Genomic DNA, 17,604 nt, shown 5'->3' on the forward strand with positions numbered 1-17,604 from the left:
TCGAGTTCGTTGTTGAGCGTCCCTATTCACTACCGGCATTAAATAGTAGCAGGTCTCCCGGCAAAGTGCCAGGATACCCAGACGGCGCGGGGTTCAGACGCGGGCCGGCGGGGCGGGCGGGGGGAAAACTGGACCGGGCCGGCGGGGGCACCGACCCCGCCGGCCCGGTCGAGGCTGCTCTTCGCGGCTTAGGCGCGCTTCACGAGCTCCTTCAGTTCCTTGGCCGGGGTGAACCGGGGAACCGTCCTGGCCGGCACCTTCACCGGCTCGCCGGTCTGCGGGTTGCGCGCGATCCGGGCCTTCCGCTTCAGGACCCGGAACGTTCCGAACCCGGGAAAACGAACGCGATCGCCCTTCTTCAAGGTCGAGGTCAGCTGGTCCAGCACGTCATCGAGCGTGCGGACCGCGTGCGCCTTCGGTGTCTTCCACTTCTCAGCGAGCTTCGCCGCGAACTGAGCCTTCGTCATGTCTCCCTCCCGGTTTATGGTCGTCGCTTCGGCACTTAGGGGGTTCGGGAAGCCAAAGGGGTTTCCTTCATGGCTTCCGCGTCCGGGGCCTTATTTTAATGGGTTATTCGCGGGATCGGCACCGGACACGAGTGCGCCGAACGCGGGACCGCCTCGCCGCGGGCAGACGTGCGGCGCGCGGGCGGGGGCGCAGGTGTCCGAGCGGGCGCGGCGAATAATTCCTCCCGGCGATTGCCTCACTCGCGGAACCACGAACTCGAAACTTACGCCGAACTAACGGACGACAAAGGAGGCCGCCCATGCGTACCTGCGTTGCGCTTGTCGCTGTTTTCGCCCTCGCCTTCTCCCTAGTTCCCGCGTTCGCCGGCTCGATCCTGACGGCTCCGGCCGGCACAAAAGTGCTGCTCCGGTTTGAGACCCCGGTCGACTCCGGCAAGATCGCCGAAGGGGCCCAGGTCAGGTTCACGGTCGCGACCGACGTGCTCATCTACCGCACGGCGGTGGTGACACAGGGCACCCCGGCCCAGGGCATCGTCACCGACGTCTCCAAGCCCGGGATCTTCGGGAAGAACGCGCGGGTGCACATCGCCTACGTCGAGGTCAACGCCGTCGACGGCCGGCCCGTCCGGCTCGCACCTCTCGACGTGACGCCCGACTCGGTCCGGCAGGTGAGTGACGTGGGGGCCGCCGGGGCCACGAGCCTGACGGGGGCGATCATCCTCGGACCGGTCGGCCTCGCCGCGGGCGCTTTGATCCACGGCGGGAATGTCTCCCTCCCGGCCGGCGCCGTCGGGACCTCGAGCCTCGAGCAGGACCTCCAGATCGCGGCTCCCTAGGGACTTTCCACAAAGACGGCCTGTCCGCTCGCCTAACCCGCATCCGGCAGCGGGCGGACGGGGCCGTCAGTAGGCCCGCTCGCGTTCGAAGCGATTGATCAGGGGCCGGCCGTCCAGGTAGCGGCGGAGGTTTTCGCAAAACAGTTCGGTTAGGCGCGCATTCTCGCCCGGCACCGTGCTTGCCGAGTGCGGGCTTACGATCACGTTCGGCATGTCCCAGAGCGGGCTGTCGTTCGGGAGCGGCTCCGTCGCAAACACGTCCAGCGCCGCGCCGGCAAGATGTCCGTCCCGCAGCGCGGCGATCATCGCCTGTTCGTCCACGATCCCGCCCCGCGCGATGTTGATCAAAATAGCGCCCCGCTTCATGCTCCGCAGTTGCTCCGCGCCGAGCAGACGCCGGGTACCCGCCGTCTGCGGGACGATCAGGACGAGCACGTCTGCCTGCCGGATGACCTCCCCAACTCGCTCGGGCGGCAGCACCTGCTCCACGTGGGGTGCGCCGCCCGTGGGGATGGTGCGCTTCGTCCCGATGACTCGCATGCCGAGCGCCGCGCCCAGCCGGGCGACCTCGCGCCCGACATTGCCGAGCCCTACGATGCCGAGCGTCATCCCACGGACTTCTCGCGCGCAATAGCGCTCCCACCGATGGGCCGTCTGTTCGGCGCGCAGCCAGAACAGGTCTTTGATGAAGACGAGCATCGCCATCGCGCAGAACTCCGCGAGCGCGGTCGCGTGCACCCCCGCCGCGGTCGTGAACGTAATCGGCGAATCGACGAGTCCCCGGCGGACGAGCATCTCACCGATGCCGGCGCTCGTCGCCTGGATCCAGCGGACGTTGGGCGCGAGGACTGGGATACGCTCGATGTTCGTATGGTCGAAGTCGAAGAGCACCTCCGCCCTCGCGAGCAGCGTCCGCCACCGCGCCTCGTCGGCGGCGCTCCTCGTGAATCGCTGGCCGTGATGCTGGCCCTGGTAGACCGGCTTCGCCAGCAGGTCGGGCTCGTACATGACCTCCACGCCGGGCACGGCGCGGATCCGTTCGACGAGCTGCGGCTCGAGATACGACGCGATGAGCACCGGCAGCGGCTGCGCGCGCGTCACAGCGCCCTCATCCGCCGGAGCGTCTCCAGGACCTCGCGAAGCGGCAGCCCCACGACGTTGGTGTACGACCCCTCGATCCGCCGGATCATTCCCGCGGCCCCCCCTTGAATGGCATATCCGCCCGCCTTCCCCAACGGCTCGCCCGTGGCGGCGTACGCGTCGATCTCCTCGCGGCTGAGCGGAGCGAACTCGACACGGGTCCGCACGACGCCGCCGTCCGCGCGCCGCGCCGGCACATCATACACCTCGAAGCCCGTCACCACGTCGTGGACGCGTCCCGACAGCCGCGCGAGCATCACTCTGGCGTCCGCGGCGTCTCGGGGCTTCCCGAGCACGTCGCCCTCCAGCACGACGTCGGTATCCGCGGCGAGCACGAACCCGTTCGTCCGCCCGGCGGCCACGTCGCGCGCTTTCGCCGCGGCGAGGCGGCGTACGAAGACCTCGGGCGGCTCACCCGCCAGGCGCTCCTCGACGACGCTGCTCGGAACGGCGACGAACCGGATCCCCGCCGAGGCGAGCAGCTCGGCGCGCCTCGGCGAGGCCGAGGCCAGCACGATCACCGCGACACGATCACCGCCACCTCGACTTCTGCCAGTTGTCGCGCGCGCCCTCCGCGCCGAGCCACGCCGGCAGCGGCATCGCGAGCCGGTACGACAGCCCGTTGGCGTACGGCTCGTACATGCGGCGCAGCTCATCCATCTGCGTCGCCGCCGCCGCGCCCCCGCGCACCGGACAGCCGTTGGCGCGCAGCACCGCCATGAGTCTGGCCCGATCGTCCTCAGACAACCGGTCCGGGTGCGGCGGCACCGGCGGCTGGTTGAACAGGATGCTGATGTCGACGAGCGCGTGGCGCGCCATCGCAAACGTAAGCTCGGCGGCCCGGTGCGGCGCGCCTTCGAGGCCGCCGATTATCAGCGCGCAACTGTCCAGCACCGCCGTGATCGCGGAGAGCCAGGATTCGTTGTCGTGCTGGGACCGGAAGTAGATCAACACCGGGTATGAGATGTGGCTTTCGAGCAGATCGGCCGCCCATCGTTCCCACTCGCGGAGAAACGGCTCCAGCAGCGCGCGGTCGCCGCGAGACCGCCTCAGCAGTTCTCCGGCGCTCGGCGGCGACCCCGCCCACGCGTCGAGCATCGAGATGTGCGACTCCCGCCGCGAGAACCCCTGATAGATCACCGGCAGGTACGAGATGATCAGCGCCAGGAACGAAAATCCGACCCCGCTCTCGACGACGAGGATGATGCGGGCGACTGTGGATCTCGGCTGGACGTCCCCCAGCCCGAGCGTAAAGAACGTCGTCCCGCTGAGATAGATGTCGGTACCGAATCCCGGGTGGCCCTCCGGCGCGGTCATCTGCGACCCGTAGCTCCACTGCAACATTCCGAACCCGACGATCAGCCCAACGGCCCAGACGGCAAGGAGGCTGAGAGTCACGAGCGGTCCGAAGTATGCGAGATACGCCTCGCGCCGGCTCGGCCGGCGCATCCGCCCCACCAGCGCGACCCAGGCGCGCCACAAGTATGTGATGTAGAAGGCCACCCGAAGATGGCGCGCGACCCGCCTCGGCAGGATGACGGTCTCGAAAGCGTCCCAGAGCATAGAGATGATCACGCAGATTCCGCCGAGGCCGGCAATCAGTCGCACGACGGCCACCCCCTCTGCGCGCGCGGCGCCGTTACGGCACCGGCGGCCGCATCAGCACGAGCAGTCCGGCCAGCGCGAGCACGGCGAGCAGCGCGGCCGCCTCCCAGCGAAGCAGGCGCGGGGCGGAGCGGCGCACGCCGGCCCATCCGAGCCCCGCGGCCGCAATCGCCACGAGGGCCTTCACGCCAAGGGCCCGGCCGTAAGGATTGGCCACGAAGTCCCGCAGCCCCGCCAGATGCTGGAAAGCCATCACAGCGCCGGTCGCCGCGGCGCCCGCGACCGCGGCCGGCGCGAGCACGCGCGCAGCGATGCGCCACCCGCGAGAGGATCTGGGCAAAGGGGGCGGCAGCAGGGCAAACGCGAGCGTACCCGCCCACAAGCCCATCGCGCACACGTGCACCGTATTGACACCGAGCCCCCACCACGGCGGCCGCACGCCCGCCGCGTGCGCGGCCTCTCCGTCGACGAACGCGAGCGCCACGCCGAGCAGTGGCACCGGCCAAGCCGCCCGCAGCGCGCCGGTTCGAATCGCGCCCGCGAGCACCCACAGCAGGATCGCGGCGGCGAGCCGCTGGGCCAGCACCCGCCCGAAGCTCGAGTCGAGCACGGCGCCCATCACCGCGGGATCCGCTCCGCCCAAGGCGCCGAGCGAGACGGACTCCGCCGCGAACGCGACCGGCTCGGCGGCGAGCAAGAGCAGGATGCCGAGCCCGAGCGCCCGCCACATGGGTTCGGGAGCTTCTGGACCGCCGGCGAGCCACGCGGCCGCGAAAATTCCGAACCCGAGCCCGTAACCGCAGAAGTGAAGCAGGTGCCCGAGGGCACCGAGAACGATTCCCCACGTGCCCGGTGCGCCCGCGGCCGGGGCGCCTTCCGCGACAATGCCGCCGGCCCGTCGGACGCTGAAGGTCATCGTACCGAACTCGGGATGCGTGTCCGGCGAGATGACCGACCAGACCACGCGGTACGTTCCCGTGGCCCGCGCGTCGACCGGCACGCTCACCTGCGCGCCCGCGACCCCGACGGGGCCTCGATCTGCGCGCCGGCCATCCGGGCCGACGACGCGTAGACCGCGCCCGATGGGCTGGACCGGTTCGCTGAACAGCAGCTCGACCGATCGGGGCGGCGCCGGCAGCACCGCGCCGGTGCGGCACGCGGGGGTGTCCGCGGCGAGGCTGTCCCCGCTCGGCAGCCGGCACAGATCCGGGGGGTCGGCGCGGAGCAGCACGGCGTGGGCCAGTACGGCCGGGACGCGGCCGAACAGCCCACCCAGCACAACGACGAGAACCGCGAGCGCGGGCGATGCGGCCGTTTTCGCGGCGCGGGTCCGGGAAGCCGAGGTGTCGGACCTGTTTATACTGCCCCGGCCTGGGCGGGCCGCAGCGGCGGAGTCAGGCCGCGGGACTGCGCCGTGATCCGCATCACCAGCCCGGCCGCGATCAGGCACAGCAGGCCGGCGCCCATGAAGGCGCCCTGATACGTGCCGAACCAGGTCCGCAGCGCTCCGGCGCCAAACGCCGCCATGGCCGCACCGAGCTGATGCGACGCGAAGATCCACCCGAACATGACGCCGACGCGCTGCTTGCCGAAGACGTCCGCGGTGAGACGGACGGTCGGCGGCACCGTCGCCACCCAATCCAGACCGTAGAACACCGCGAACGCGGCCATGGGCCCGAACGACGTCCCAAGCGCGTAGGGCAGAAACAGTAGCGACAGCCCGCGCAGCGCATAGTACCAGCACAGGAGGTACCGGCTGTCCCAGCGGTCGGTGAGCCAGCCCGAGCAGACGGTCCCGATCAGGTCGAACACGCCGATCGTGGCGAGGAACCCGGCGGCCGCCACCTCCGGCACGCCGTGCTCCATGGACGCCGGAATGAGATGGGTGCCGATGAGGCCGTTCGTACTCGCGCCGCAGACGAAAAACGACCCGGCGAGCAGCCAGAAGTCGCGGTTGCCCATGCCGTCGGCAAGCGCGCGCACGGCGGCCACGGCCGGATTTGGACGCGGGCCGGCCGGCGTCTGTGGCCCGGCCGCATTGGCGGCCGGCGTGTCGTCGGCCGGCGCGCCAAATGGGCGCAGACCGATTTCCGCGGGATCGTTGCGCATCAGCAGCGCCGCGAGCGGAATCATCGCAAGCGCCACGGCCGACACCGTCGCCGACGCGGAGCGCCACCCGTGCAGCACCACAAGCGACGCCAGCAGCGGCAGGAAAATGAGCTGGCCGGTCGCGCTGGCCGCGCTGAACACACCCATCACGAGCCCGCGCCGCTCGATGAACCAGCGCGTGGCGATGTAGGCGCCAAGCGTCATCGCCATCGCGCCCGTACCGGTCCCGACGATGAGCCCCCACAGCAGGTCGAGCTGCCACGCGGTGCGCATCACCGTCGTCAGGCCGACGCCGGCGGCGACGAACGCGAGCGAGGACAGCATGATCCGGCGCACGCCGAACCGGTCCATCAGCGCCGCGGCAAAGGGTCCGGAGAAACCGTAGAGCAGCAGGCCGATCGAAACGGCGGCGGGCACGACCTCGCGGTTCCAGCCGAACTCGTGCTCGAGCGGGACGATCAGTACGCCCGGGGTGGACCGCACGCCGGCGGCGGCGATCAACGTGAGGAACGTGACGCCGGCGACGATCCATCCGTAGTAGAAGCGTCCGTGAAGCAGCCGCTCGAGCCGCATACTCACCGCCCGTCGTGTTCAATCACGCGCCGGCGGATCACGCGCACGGAACCCCCGGCGGCCGTTGCTATCTTACACTAACCGTCGGCGACGCGGGCAACATTCCCCGCACACCCGGCGTTCCTAGGGACGCTCCGGCGCGTCCACGAACCACGCAGCATTCCCGGCCCACGATTGGAGGATCAGGCATGGGACGCGCACGCGTGCGGGACCTCGACATCACGATCGGGCGGCTGCCCGCCGGTCCGAACAACGCGATCACGGATGTGGGCGGCGTGCTCGTCGGGCACCGCACGCTCATCGCGGATGCCCCGCACGTGACGCGCACCGGCATTACCGTCATCGTGCCGCGCAGGGGCGCCATCTGGACCAACTATGCGTTCGGCGGATGGTTTTCGTTCAACGGCAACGGCGAAATGACCGGGGTGCCGTGGCTCGACGAGTCCGGACTGCTCGGCTCGCCGATCGCCATCACCAACACCTATGCCGTCGGCGTCGTCCGCGACGCGCTGATCCGCTACGCGGTGGAGCACGGATACAGCCACCGCTTTCACCTCCCGATCGTGGCCGAGACGTTCGATGGGTTTCTCAACGACATCGAAGCGTTTCAGATCACCGGCGATCACCTCTACGAGGCGCTGGCCGCGGCGGCGGGCGGGCCCGTCGCCGAGGGCAACGTCGGCGGCGGCACCGGGATGCGGTGCCACGGGTTCAAAGGCGGCATCGGCACGGCGTCGCGGGTGGTCGGGGTGCTCGGCGGCCGCTACACCGTGGGCGTCCTGGTACAGGCGAACTACGGCCGCCTACCGCACCTCCGCATCGACGGTGTTCCGGTGGGCCGGGAGCTCGACGCGCGCCGGGGCGGCGAGGAGCCGAAAGGCTCCATCATCGTGATCGCCGCGACGGATGCGCCGCTGATCCCGATCCAGTGCACGCGCCTCGCGCGCCGCGCCACGGTCGGGCTCGCCCGTGTCGGCGGCCACGGGTTCAACACCAGCGGCGACCTCTTCCTCGCGTTTGCGACCGGGAACGACCTTCCCGCGCCGCCCACCGCGCCCTACGCGCTCACGATGATCCCCCAAGAACACATCGACCCGTTCTTCGAGGCCGTCGCCGAGGCCACCGAAGAGTCGATCCTCAACGCGCTGACGGCCGCCGAGACGATGACGGGATTCCGCGGCACGGTCGAGGCGATGCCGCTCGACGAAGTGCGGCAGATCATCGCCGCTCACCGTCCGCGCCGATGATAAACGGCGGCGGCCCCGCCGGTCGCCGGCGGGGCCGCCGTCAACGAGGATCGCGTGTCCCGCCTAGACGAACCCGAACTCGCGCTCCGCCACCGTCAGGCTCTCGTCAATGATCGAGACCATCCGGTCGATCTCCTCACGCGTGATGACGAGCGGCGGCGAGATCTGAATCGACATGAACACGCGACCGAACAGCCCGCGCTCGTCCATCGCGGCCACGAGCCGCCGGCTGAACGGGTGCGCCGCGGCGGCGGGGCCCCAGCCGAACGGTTCCTTGGTCTGCTTGTTCTGCACCAGCTCGACCGCGTAGAGCAGGCCGATGCCCCGAACGTCGCCGACGGTCGGGTGCGCGCGCAGGGTTTCGAGGCGCTCTTTCAAGTATGGGCTCAGTTCGGCGCACCGGCGCGGCAGGTTCTCGCGCCGGATGATGTCGAGGTTCGCCAGGGCCGCGGCACACGACACGGCCTGTCCGCCGAACGTCAGCAGGTGCGCGAGGCCGACGTCCTTCTGCTTGAACTCCGCGTACAGGTGGTCGGTCACCGCGACGGCGCCGATCGGCGCGTAGCCGGAGGACAGGCCCTTGGCCATCGTCATGAGGTCCGGTACGATGCCGAATTGCTCCGTCGCAAACATCGTACCCGTGCGGCCGAAGCCGTTGATGACCTCGTCGCAGATCAGCAGCACCCCGTGCTTGTCGCAGATCTCCCGCACCCGCTGCCAATAGCGCGGCGACGGCACGTGGGTGGCGTTGGCGGCCGAGACCGGCTCGCCGAGCACCGCGGCGACGGTCTCCGGTCCCTGCGCCCGGATCTCGTAGTCGATCGCGTCCGCGCAGGCCAGGTCCTCCGCCTCGCCGCTGAGACCGAACCGCGGCCGGTAGCGGTCGGGCGACGGCACAAACGACACGCCGTGCATGAAGGGCCCGAAGTACGTCTCGTTGCGGGACGACGTCACGCTCAACGCGCCGAAGGTCGCGCCGTGGTAACCGCCGAGCCGCGCGATGATCTTGTAGCGCTTCGGGAACCCGCGCATCGCCTGGATCTGCTTGGCGATCTTCATCGCCGTCTCGACGGCCTCGGACCCCCCGGAGCAGAAGAAAAACCGGTTGAGGTCGCCGGGCGTCAGCCCCGCCAGCACGTCGCCCAACTGCACCGCGGGAAGGCTCGTGTAGGACGCGGCCGAGACGTAGGCCAGCTCTCCGGCCTGGCGGGCCATCGCCTCGCCGATCTCTTTCCGGCCGTGGCCCACGTTGACCACGTAGAGCCCGGCGAGGCTGTCGAGGTACTTGCGGCCGCGGGCGTCCCAGAGGTGGCAGCCGTCGCCGCGGACCAGCACCCGCAGCCCATCCCGCTCGGCAAGGTCGAGCCACCGCGCGGTGTGGATCCAGATGTGCTCGAGCGCCTGCTGTTCGACCGGCGTCATCGCCGGCGCGGACGTGGTTCCCTGTGCCGCCGTGGATGTCGCGGAGGTCTTCAGGGTCGTCTCGTTGTCGGGCATGAACTGCCTCCTCCCGTCGCCTTTAAAACACCCGGCGCGTTTCCGCGCGGGGGTCGCCTCCGGAGAAGATGCGCCTCTATCCAGTTTATCGCTTCGCTGGACGGCAGGACACGCACCCGATCGCCGGCGTGACGCCCTCGGAGGGCCGCCGCGTGGACTTGCCGCAGCCGGAGGGACCGATGACGGTGACGAACTCGCGCGCGTCCACGGTCACGTTCACCGCATCGAGCGCCGCGACCCGCGGCCCCCGCGCGAAAGAAGGTTCTTGCTCGCCCCTTCATATGGACGGCGGCGGCGCCATGACGCCTCGCCGGTTTCCATGGGGGCTCAGTTAAAGCCTGCTCAGGACGATAATCGAACGGTCAGCCGCGGTCGACGACGCGGCAGAAGACCTGCACGACCTCCGGATCGAACTGCGCGCTGGCGTTCCGGCGCAGCTGCGCCTTCGCGTCGAGATAGTACAGCATCGGCGTGCCGGGTCCGCCTGTGACCATGTCGGCGTACGCGATCGCCACGGCGAGAATCCTTGCCCCAACCGGGATGGCGTCCTCTTTGAGACGGTCCGGCGTCCCCGCGCCGTCCCAGCGCTCCGTCCGGTACTTGAGGATCGTCGCGACGCCGGGGGACATCTCGCGTCCGACCGTATCGACGCCGTGCAGCAGCGCCGCGTGCTTCACGTCGAGAATCTCCGCGTCATTGCAGCCCAGACCCTTCGCGGCGACTTCCGCCCACCCGGCGAGCCGCTCCCGATACCGCTCCGGCGTCGTCTGCCGGCCGATCACCGAATTGATCGGCCGGATGCTCCCTTCGTCCGGGATGCTCGCCGACTTGTTCGCCTTAGTGTCCTTCGAGACGGCGGGCTTGGCGGGCTTGAAGCGCGCCGGATCCACCGGGGCGGGCTTCGGAGCCGAGGCCGCCGGAGCAAGCGCCGGGGCCGCCGCGTTCCGCCGCTGCTCGAGCTCCGCGCGGCCGGTCTCGAGCGCGCGCTGCGCCTCGGTCAGGCGGGCGCGCTCCGTGTCGAGCCCGCGCTGCGCCTCGATCTGGTGGGCGCGATTCGCGTCGAGCGCGCGCTGCGCCTCGGTCAACCGGGCGTGGTCCGATTCCAGCGTTCGCTGCTGCTCCCCGAGACGCGTGCGGCTCGCGTCGATCTCCTTGCGCGTGGCGGCGGCCTGCGCCGTCTCCGCGTCCAGCGTTCGCCGCTGCTCCCCGAGACGTGCGCGGTCCGCGTCGATCTCCTTGCGCGCGGCGGCGACCTGCGCCGTCTCCGCGTCCAGCGCCGCCCGGGCGCGGGCCAACTCGCCCTCGGCGAGGGTCAGCTCGCTGTGCGCCTCGATCAGGCGGCTCTTCTCTTCCTCCAACTCGGCGGCGGCCGCCGCGTGCTTCGTCCCATCGTCCTTCGCCGCCGACGCGCGGGCTTCGGTGAACCGCTTTCGCTCCGCCTCGAGCGCGCGCCGCGCTTCGTCTAGCTTGGCGCGCTCCGCTTCGAGCGTCCGGAGCGTCCCCTCGAGGCCGGCGCGCTCTGCCTCGATCTCCGCGCGCGTCTTCCCGAGCGTCTCGCGGTCGGCGTCCAGGGCCGCGCGCGCCTTGGCCGCTTCCGCGCGCTCGGTGTCAAGATCGCCGCGGGCGCCGGTCACCTCCGCGCGCGCCTGTTCCATGTCCACCCGTGCCTGGGCGGCCGCCGCGCGTTCCGTCTCGAGCTCTCCGTGCGCCTTCGTCAGTTCCCGGCGCGCGCCGTCGAGCTCTTCCCGAAGCCCGTTGAGCTGATGCCGCTCCTTGTCGAGCTCGCGGCGGAACGCCTCGAGCTTGGCCTGCTCTTCTTCGCTTTCACGGCGGAGATCCGTCAGACGCTTCCCGTCCGCCTCGAGCTCGGCGCGCGTCTTCCCCAGCGCCTCACGGTCCGCGTGCAGCGCCGCGCGTACCTCGGCTGCCTCCTGACGCTCGCGCGCGCGTTCGCCGTCCAGCGCCGCGCGCGCCTGTTCCACGTCCGCCCGTGCCTGGGCGACCGCGGCGCGTTCCGTCTCAAGATCTCCGCGCGCCTTCGTCAGTTCCCGGCGCGCGATGTCGAGCTCTTCCCGAAGACCGTCGAGCTGATACCGCTGCAGGTCGAGTTCGTGGCGGAACGTCTCGAGCTTGGCCTGCCCTTCTTCCGCGTCGCGGCGGAGATCCGCCAGACGCTTCCGGTCCGCCTCGAGCTCGCCCCGCGTGGCCGCGAAGTGCTCGGATTCGGTTTCGAGCGCACGGCGCGACTCGTCCAGGCGCTCGCGGTCCGCGTCGAGCTTCCGACGCGCACCCCCGAGCCGCTCGCGCTCAACCTGGAGGTCCGTGCGCTCGGCGGACAGGTGCGCGCTCTCCGCGTCCAACGCGCGTTGCAGGGCGGCCAGCCTGGCAGCTTCGACGTCGAGCCGCGCCCCGATCTCGGCGGCCTCTTCGGCCGCGGCGATCGCCTCGGCGGCCGTCTCGCCGCGCGCCTCCGCGGCGATCGCCTGCTCGAGCGTCGCCGTGGCCTGCAGCGCGAAGGCGAGCACGACCTCCCGCTCGGCCTCCGCGCACTCGTGCGGCGCATCGAAGTAGTACGCGACGGCCGCAAAGACCCGGCCGCCCCGGCTGAGCGGCCACGAACTGATCGCGCGGATCCCTTCGCGCTCCGCGGCGCGCCGCGTGTCGTTGCCGGCCGGCAGGGCGCGGACGTCCTCGATGATCGACGGACCGGCGGGCCGGACGCGGCCGCGCGCGGGCAGTTCCATGCACGTCAGTTCGGGATGCCGCGACAGATGCGCCCAGGGGTTCGCTCCCTCGGGTGTCCGGAGGTGCCCAGCGTAGTCGTCCGAGAGATTGTGCGACCAGGGGCAGGTGACGATGCCGGCCTGCGACCGGAGAAACACGGCGCCGCGCGCGGCGCCCGTGAGCATGAGCAGCGCGCGGCCGACGGCGGCCGCGGCGGAGTCCGTCGACGGGCTGCCCCGCAGCGTGTCGCTGACGGCCACGAGACGCGCCATAAGCGTCGCGCGCAGATCGTTGCCGTCACGGCGGCTCTCCCGCGTCTCCGTGGGGCGGTGCGTTTCCCCCGATCCCGCAGCACGCGGCATGGCGGAAAACGTCCTCTCAGGCGGCCGGTGTGCCCGGGATGTTCGTCGACCGCCTTTACCGCAACGTGCCCCGAGCCTTCTATTCCTGATGCCCAAAAGTCGACAAAATGAGCGTAAACCTGTGAAGACGAACCCGAGGGGTGTGGGCGGCGCAGGCTCTCAACCACGCGCCGCCTTGCCAACGACCTGTCCCGGAGATATCGTGAGGGCGACGCGAACTTCCGCCGAACTTCGGCCGAGGGAACCTCGATGACCCAACAACGAGAGAAACTTAAGAAGACGGACGCCGAGTGGCGTCAGCTGTTGACGCCGGAGCAGTACGCGGTCACGCGGCACAAGGCGACGGAGCGGCCGTTCAGCGGCGAGTACGAAAAGACGACGGCGCCGGGGACGTACCGCTGCGTCTGCTGCGGCGCGGTGCTCTTCGAGTCGGACGACAAGTTCGACGCAGGATGCGGATGGCCGAGCTTCACGCGGCCGGCCGAGGACGCGCCCATCGCCGAGGAGACGGATCGCGGCCACGGCATGATCCGCACCGAAGTGCTCTGCGCCCGGTGCGACGCGCACCTGGGCCACGTCTTTAACGACGGCCCGGCGCCGACCGGTCTCCGCTACTGCATCAACTCCGCCGCGCTGAAATTGGACCCGAAGAAACCCGACGCGGAGCGGTAGCGCGCGTCAGGCGGGCTGTAACTACATCGTGGCCGGCGAGTCCGCCGGCACGCGCAGCCGGTAGCCCACCCCGGGCTCGGTAACGATGTAGCGCGGCCGGCCGGGCTCCGGCTCGATCTTGTGACGCAGCTTGCTGATGTTGACCCGGAGCAAGTTGCCGTCGCGGACGTATCCCGGCCCCCACACTTCGCGCAGCAACTGGCCGTGGGTCAAGACGCGGCCGGCGTGCACGGCGAGCGTCCGGAGCAGCGAGTACTCGACCGGGGTCAGCGCGATCTCACGACCGGCCACGGCGGTGAGGCGGCGGGCCACGTCGACGGTCAGGTCGCCGACCGTGACGACGGGCTCGTCGGCCGGCTGCGCCCCGTGGCGCATCGCGACGCGCATCCGCGCCAGCAGTTCGCCGATACCGAACGGCTTGGTGAGGTAGTCGTCGGCGCCGGCGTCGAGCGCCGCGATCTTATCCTGTTCATGCCCGCGCACGGACAGGATGATCACGGGGACCTTCGACCATTCGCGGAGCCGGCGCGTGACCTCCACCCCGTCCAGATCCGGAAGCCCGAGATCGAGAATGACCAGGTCCGGCCGGTCGACCGCGGCGGCCTGCAGCGCGTGCTCTCCCGACGCCGCTTCGAAAATTTGATAGCCCTGCGCCGACAGCGACGCGCGCAGGAACCGCCGGATCGCCAGTTCGTCGTCGACGACTAGGACGCGGGGCCCGATATCGCCCATTCAGGCGCTCGATCTCCGCGGTCCGTCCGCGTGTCCTCATCGTGGGCGGCGGCGGGCGGCCGCACCGGCAGGGCGAACGCTACGATCGCGCCGCCGGCCGGCCTGTTGGCTGCCCAGATGCGTCCGCCGTGTGCCGCGATGACACCGTGGCTGATCGTGAGGCCGAGGCCGGCGCCGTGGACCTTGCCGTCGTGTTGGATCCGGTAGAACTTGTCGAAAATCCGGGTGACGTCGCCGGGCGGCACCCCCGGCCCGCGGTCCTCCACCCGGATCTGCACCTCGCCGCCGACCAGGCGCGCGCCGACCTCGATCGGCGCGTCGCTCGGCGAGTACCGCAGCGCGTTGTCGAGGATGTTCACGAGCGCCTGCGTCACGAGCGCGAAGTCCATCGGTACCGCCGGCACGTGGGGCTCGACCGTGACGCGGATGTCGCGCTGCTGCGCCGCCTCGCCGAGCTGCGTGATCGCCGCGCCGATCAAATCTTCCACGTCCGCGGGCGCGAGGCGGAGTCGCAAGGTCCCGGCCTCTAACCGGTTCATGTCCAGCAGGCTGCCGACGAGGTGGTTGAGGCGCTCCGCCTGCTCCTTCGCGTTCTGAATCAGCTCGCGGCGGACGGCTTCGGCGGCGGGCGGATGGCTGCCCAGCGTGGTCAACGCGCCGGTGATCGACGCGAGCGGCGTCCGCAGGTCGTGCGAGATCGAGTTCAAAAGCGCGGTCTGCAGCCGTTCGGTCTCGCGCGCGACGTCGCCGCGGTGCGCTTCCTCCGCCAAGTCGACCCGCTCGATCGCGAGCGCGGCCTGGCTGGCAAACGCGTCGAGGAGCCGCCGCTGCTCGGGGGTAAGCCGGGGCCCCGAGGCGGACGGCTGCACGCCCAGCACGCCGACGATCCGCTGCGCGGTCTTGAGGGGCATGTACCGTGCGGCGGCGGCCGGGAGCGTATCCGTCCCGTACCCCGCGGAGTGGCCGTGGCGGTAGACCCAGTCGGCGACGGCCCGCTCGTTCTCGGTGAGCGGATAGCCTGGGGTGACCAGGCGCGGCTCCAGCAAATCGCCCTTCGGCAGAAAGATCGCCACGCCGCGGCCGAAGGTCGCCGCGATGTGGCGCCCCACCGCCTGGAAAATGGCCTCCGGGTCGTTGGTCGCCGCCAGCTCACCGCTGAGCGAGTGCAGCGCGGCCATGTAGGCCTCCCGGCTGCGCGCGGCTCGGGCCTGTTCGCGGGTCTGGCTCGCGAGCGTGCCGATCGCGAGGCCGACAAACAAGAGCGCGGCGACGGTCACGAGATACTGGGTGTCGGCCACCGTGTGCGTGAACGACGGCGGCCCGAAGAAGAACGCGAACGCGGCGAGGCTCACGACGACGGCGAGCGTGGCCGGCCCGCGCCCCCACTGCAGGGCCGTCACGACAACGGCCAGCAGGAACAGCATCGTCACGTTGGCCTGGGCCCAGACGCCGTGCACCAGCGCGCCGACCACGACGGCGAGCGCCACCACGCCCGCGGCGTAGACGTACGTCTTGCTGTGGAGCGCGGACCAGTCCCGGGCGGGGGATTCCTGTCCGCGCCGGCGCTCGCGCGCCGCGCTGATCACGTACACGTCGATGTCCCCGGCGGCGCGCATGATGCGCTCGACCACGGAACCGTGGATGAATTGAATCCAGCGCGGATGGTGGGAAACGCCGACGAGGATCTTGGACACGTTCTGGGCGCGGGCGTACCGGATGATTTCCTCTGAGGCCCGCGTCCCCGGCAGGCTCACGGTCCGCGCCCCGAGTTCCTCCGCGAGCCGCAGCGTTCGGGCGATCCGGTCTCGGGCCGGCTCGGGGAGCGTCGCGTACTCGGGTGTCTCGACGTGGAGCACGACCCACTCGGCGTCGAGGCCGGTGGCCATCCGCCGCCCGGTCCGGACCAAGCGCTCGGCGAGCGGATCGGCGTCGATGCAGACGAGCACGCGCTCCCCGGCCGGCCACGGGCCCGGAATCGCGTGGCTCTCCATGTAGGCCCGCATCTGATGGTCGACCTGCCCCGCGAGGTAGCGGAGGGCGATCTCGCGGAGCGCGGTCAGGTTGCCGGGACGGAAGAACTTGTCGATCGCCCGGCGCGCCTGGTCGGGCACGTACACCTTACCCTCGTGCAGACGCTGGATCAGCTCGTCGGGGGGCAGATCGACGAGTCCCACCTCGTCCGCCTGTTCGAGAAACTGGTCGGGGACCGTCTCGCGCACGGTGATGCCGGTGATCTGCGCGACGATGTCGTTGAGGCTCTCGATGTGCTGGACGTTGAGCGTCGTGTAGACGTCGATGCCGGCCTCGAGCAGCTCCTCGACATCCTGATACCGTCGGGCGTGGCGGCACCCCGGCGCGTTCGTGTGGGCCAGCTCGTCGACGATCGCGAGGTCGGGGTGCTCGGCGAGGACGGCGTCGAGATCCATCTCTTCAAGCGTCACGCCGCGGTACGCGATCTGCCAGCGGGGGATCACGGTGAAGCCGTGGACGAGCGCCTCCGTCTCCGCGCGCTTGTGGGTTTCCACATAGGCGATCGCAGCGCGCCGGCCTTCGGCCTGCGCCTCGCGCGCCGCGAGCAGCATGCTGTACGTCTTGCCGACCCCCGCGGCGTATCCCAGGAAAACTCTGAGCTTGCCCGTCCGGTGCCGGCGTTCCTCGGTCTCGGCTTCCTTCAGGAAAGCCTCAGGACGCGGACGTTCCGCCTCCCCGGCATATGCGATACAAAGTCACCTCGTCTGATCCAGCGCTCGGTTCAACTCTAGCACATTCACGCGCGGTTCACCGAGGATGCCGAACTGGCGGCCCGCGGTGTACTCCCGGATCAGGCGGTCGACGGTCTGGAGGGGCAGATGCCGCGCGCGGGCGACCCGTGCGGCCTGGTACCGCGCCGCCGCCGGGCTGATGTCGGGGTCGAGGCCGCTCGCCGATGCGGTGACGAGGTCTACGGGAATCGGCGCCGTATTGCCGGGGTCGGCCGCGCGCAGATCATCGATCCGCCGCGTGACCCGATCGATCAGGGCCTGGTTGGTCGGGCCCAGGTTGGAGCCGCTGGAGGACGCCGCGTCATAGGGAAAGGGCGACGTCGCCGACGGCCGTCCCCAGAAGTATTTGGGGTCGGAGAACGGCTGGCCGATCAGCGTCGAGCCCACGGCGCGGCCGTTCTCGACGACGAGGCTGCCGTTGGCCTGCTTCGGGAAGATCACCTGCGCGATCCCGGTGATCGCGAGCGGGTAGATCAATCCGAGCAGCACCGTGAACAGCACCGCCATCATGATCGCCGGGTAGATCTGACGCTTCATACGCCGCCGCTCATCGGAGGCCGAGCGCCGCGAGCATGAGGTCGATCAGCTTGATGCCGATGAACGGCGCGATGACCCCGCCGACCCCGTAGACCAGCAGGTTGTCGCGCAGAATTCGCGCGGCCCCCGCCGGCCGGTACTGCACCCCCCGCAGCGCCAGCGGAATCAGCGCGATGATGATCAGCGCGTTGAAGATGACCGCCGACGAGATCGCGCTCTGCGGCGTCGCCAAGCGCATGAAGTTGAGCGCGCCCAGCGCGGGGTACGTCGACGCGAACGCCGCCGGAATGATCGCGAAGTACTTCGCCACGTCGTTCGCGATGCTGAACGTCGTGAGCGCC

15 protein-coding genes and 1 pseudogene are annotated in these 17,604 nt (G+C 70.4%); 3 read left to right on the top strand and 13 right to left on the bottom strand.

Annotated features, from left to right (window positions below):
- Nucleotides 1-188 precede the first annotated feature (188 nt).
- Complete coding sequence (locus VFL28_02565) at nt 189-485, bottom strand: HU family DNA-binding protein (protein ID HET7263525.1); 297 nt, start codon at nt 483-485, stop codon at nt 189-191.
- A 281-nt stretch (nt 486-766) separates the two neighbouring features.
- Here VFL28_02565 and VFL28_02570 point away from each other — a divergent pair, with 281 nt between their 5' ends.
- A complete protein-coding gene (locus VFL28_02570) occupies nt 767-1,303 on the top strand; it encodes a hypothetical protein (GenBank protein ID HET7263526.1) in 537 nt (178 codons plus the stop codon).
- Nucleotides 1,304-1,369: 66 nt separating this feature from the next.
- Here VFL28_02570 and VFL28_02575 read toward each other — a convergent pair whose 3' ends face one another.
- The 5 genes from VFL28_02575 to VFL28_02595 form a co-directional block, all read right to left on the bottom strand.
- Entirely contained in the window at nt 1,370-2,404 is a 1,035-nt protein-coding gene (locus VFL28_02575) for a D-2-hydroxyacid dehydrogenase (GenBank protein ID HET7263527.1), read from the bottom strand.
- A complete protein-coding gene (locus VFL28_02580) occupies nt 2,401-2,964 on the bottom strand; it encodes a Maf family protein (protein ID HET7263528.1) in 564 nt (187 codons plus the stop codon). Before VFL28_02580 ends, VFL28_02575 begins: the two co-directional genes overlap by 4 nt.
- Nucleotides 2,965-2,974: 10 nt before the next feature.
- Nucleotides 2,975-4,051: a potassium channel family protein gene (locus tag VFL28_02585; protein ID HET7263529.1), complete on the bottom strand. Its 1,077-nt coding sequence runs from the start codon at nt 4,049-4,051 to the stop codon at nt 2,975-2,977.
- 31 nt (nt 4,052-4,082) lie between these two features.
- The gene (locus tag VFL28_02590; protein ID HET7263530.1) at nt 4,083-5,327 is read right to left on the bottom strand and encodes a copper resistance protein CopC; all 1,245 of its coding nucleotides are present in this window, start codon (nt 5,325-5,327) and stop codon (nt 4,083-4,085) included.
- Between the two features lie 77 nt (nt 5,328-5,404).
- A complete protein-coding gene (locus VFL28_02595) occupies nt 5,405-6,730 on the bottom strand; it encodes an MFS transporter (protein ID HET7263531.1) in 1,326 nt (441 codons plus the stop codon).
- Nucleotides 6,731-6,918: 188 nt separating this feature from the next.
- On the opposite strand from VFL28_02595, the gene VFL28_02600 reads away from it, so the two are divergent.
- Nucleotides 6,919-7,977 (top strand): P1 family peptidase, encoded by a 1,059-nt coding sequence (locus tag VFL28_02600; protein HET7263532.1) that lies wholly within the window; start codon nt 6,919-6,921, stop codon nt 7,975-7,977.
- Between the two features lie 63 nt (nt 7,978-8,040).
- Here the strand turns inward: VFL28_02600 and VFL28_02605 are convergent, their stop codons facing one another.
- The 3 genes and pseudogenes from VFL28_02605 to VFL28_02615 all read right to left on the bottom strand — a co-directional run bounded on the left by VFL28_02605 (nt 8,041) and on the right by VFL28_02615 (nt 12,560).
- Nucleotides 8,041-9,474 (bottom strand): aspartate aminotransferase family protein, encoded by a 1,434-nt coding sequence (locus VFL28_02605; GenBank protein ID HET7263533.1) that lies wholly within the window; start codon nt 9,472-9,474, stop codon nt 8,041-8,043.
- Between the two features lie 151 nt (nt 9,475-9,625).
- A pseudogene (locus tag VFL28_02610) lies at nt 9,626-9,727 on the bottom strand (ABC transporter ATP-binding protein).
- Between the two features lie 109 nt (nt 9,728-9,836).
- The gene (locus VFL28_02615) at nt 9,837-12,560 is read right to left on the bottom strand and encodes an HD domain-containing phosphohydrolase (protein HET7263534.1); all 2,724 of its coding nucleotides are present in this window, start codon (nt 12,558-12,560) and stop codon (nt 9,837-9,839) included.
- A 249-nt stretch (nt 12,561-12,809) separates the two neighbouring features.
- On the opposite strand from VFL28_02615, the gene msrB reads away from it, so the two are divergent.
- Nucleotides 12,810-13,232, top strand: a complete 423-nt coding sequence (msrB, locus tag VFL28_02620; protein HET7263535.1) for a peptide-methionine (R)-S-oxide reductase MsrB — start codon at nt 12,810-12,812, stop codon at nt 13,230-13,232.
- Nucleotides 13,233-13,253: 21 nt separating this feature from the next.
- Here the strand turns inward: msrB and VFL28_02625 are convergent, their stop codons facing one another.
- From VFL28_02625 to VFL28_02640, 4 genes are all read right to left on the bottom strand, one after another.
- Nucleotides 13,254-13,964 (bottom strand): response regulator, encoded by a 711-nt coding sequence (locus VFL28_02625; protein HET7263536.1) that lies wholly within the window; start codon nt 13,962-13,964, stop codon nt 13,254-13,256.
- Nucleotides 13,937-16,684: a sensor histidine kinase KdpD gene (locus VFL28_02630; protein HET7263537.1), complete on the bottom strand. Its 2,748-nt coding sequence runs from the start codon at nt 16,682-16,684 to the stop codon at nt 13,937-13,939. The genes VFL28_02625 and VFL28_02630 overlap by 28 nt, the downstream gene beginning before the upstream one ends.
- 6 nt (nt 16,685-16,690) lie before the next feature.
- Nucleotides 16,691-17,263: a potassium-transporting ATPase subunit KdpC gene (gene kdpC / locus VFL28_02635; protein ID HET7263538.1), complete on the bottom strand. Its 573-nt coding sequence runs from the start codon at nt 17,261-17,263 to the stop codon at nt 16,691-16,693.
- A gap of 10 nt (nt 17,264-17,273) precedes the next feature.
- On the bottom strand, nt 17,274-17,604 hold a 331-nt coding region (locus VFL28_02640), incomplete at its 5' end, for a potassium-transporting ATPase subunit B (GenBank protein HET7263539.1).

Source organism: bacterium, from assembly GCA_035691305.1.
GTDB lineage: Bacteria > Sysuimicrobiota > Sysuimicrobiia > Sysuimicrobiales > Segetimicrobiaceae > DASSJF01.

What these genes read in the sequence shown, in the direction of transcription:
- VFL28_02570 (HET7263526.1), top strand. Translation starts at nt 767, where the DNA reads ATGCGTACCTGCGTTGCGCTTGTCGCTGTTTTCGCCCTCGCCTTCTCC.
- VFL28_02595 (HET7263531.1), bottom strand. Translation starts at nt 6,730, where the DNA reads ATGCGGCTCGAGCGGCTGCTTCACGGACGCTTCTACTACGGATGGATC.
- VFL28_02600 (HET7263532.1), top strand. Translation starts at nt 6,919, where the DNA reads ATGGGACGCGCACGCGTGCGGGACCTCGACATCACGATCGGGCGGCTG.
- VFL28_02605 (HET7263533.1), bottom strand. Translation starts at nt 9,474, where the DNA reads ATGCCCGACAACGAGACGACCCTGAAGACCTCCGCGACATCCACGGCG.
- VFL28_02615 (HET7263534.1), bottom strand. Translation starts at nt 12,560, where the DNA reads ATGCCGCGTGCTGCGGGATCGGGGGAAACGCACCGCCCCACGGAGACG.
- msrB (HET7263535.1), top strand. Translation starts at nt 12,810, where the DNA reads ATGACCCAACAACGAGAGAAACTTAAGAAGACGGACGCCGAGTGGCGT.
- VFL28_02625 (HET7263536.1), bottom strand. Translation starts at nt 13,964, where the DNA reads ATGGGCGATATCGGGCCCCGCGTCCTAGTCGTCGACGACGAACTGGCG.
- kdpC (HET7263538.1), bottom strand. Translation starts at nt 17,263, where the DNA reads ATGAAGCGTCAGATCTACCCGGCGATCATGATGGCGGTGCTGTTCACG.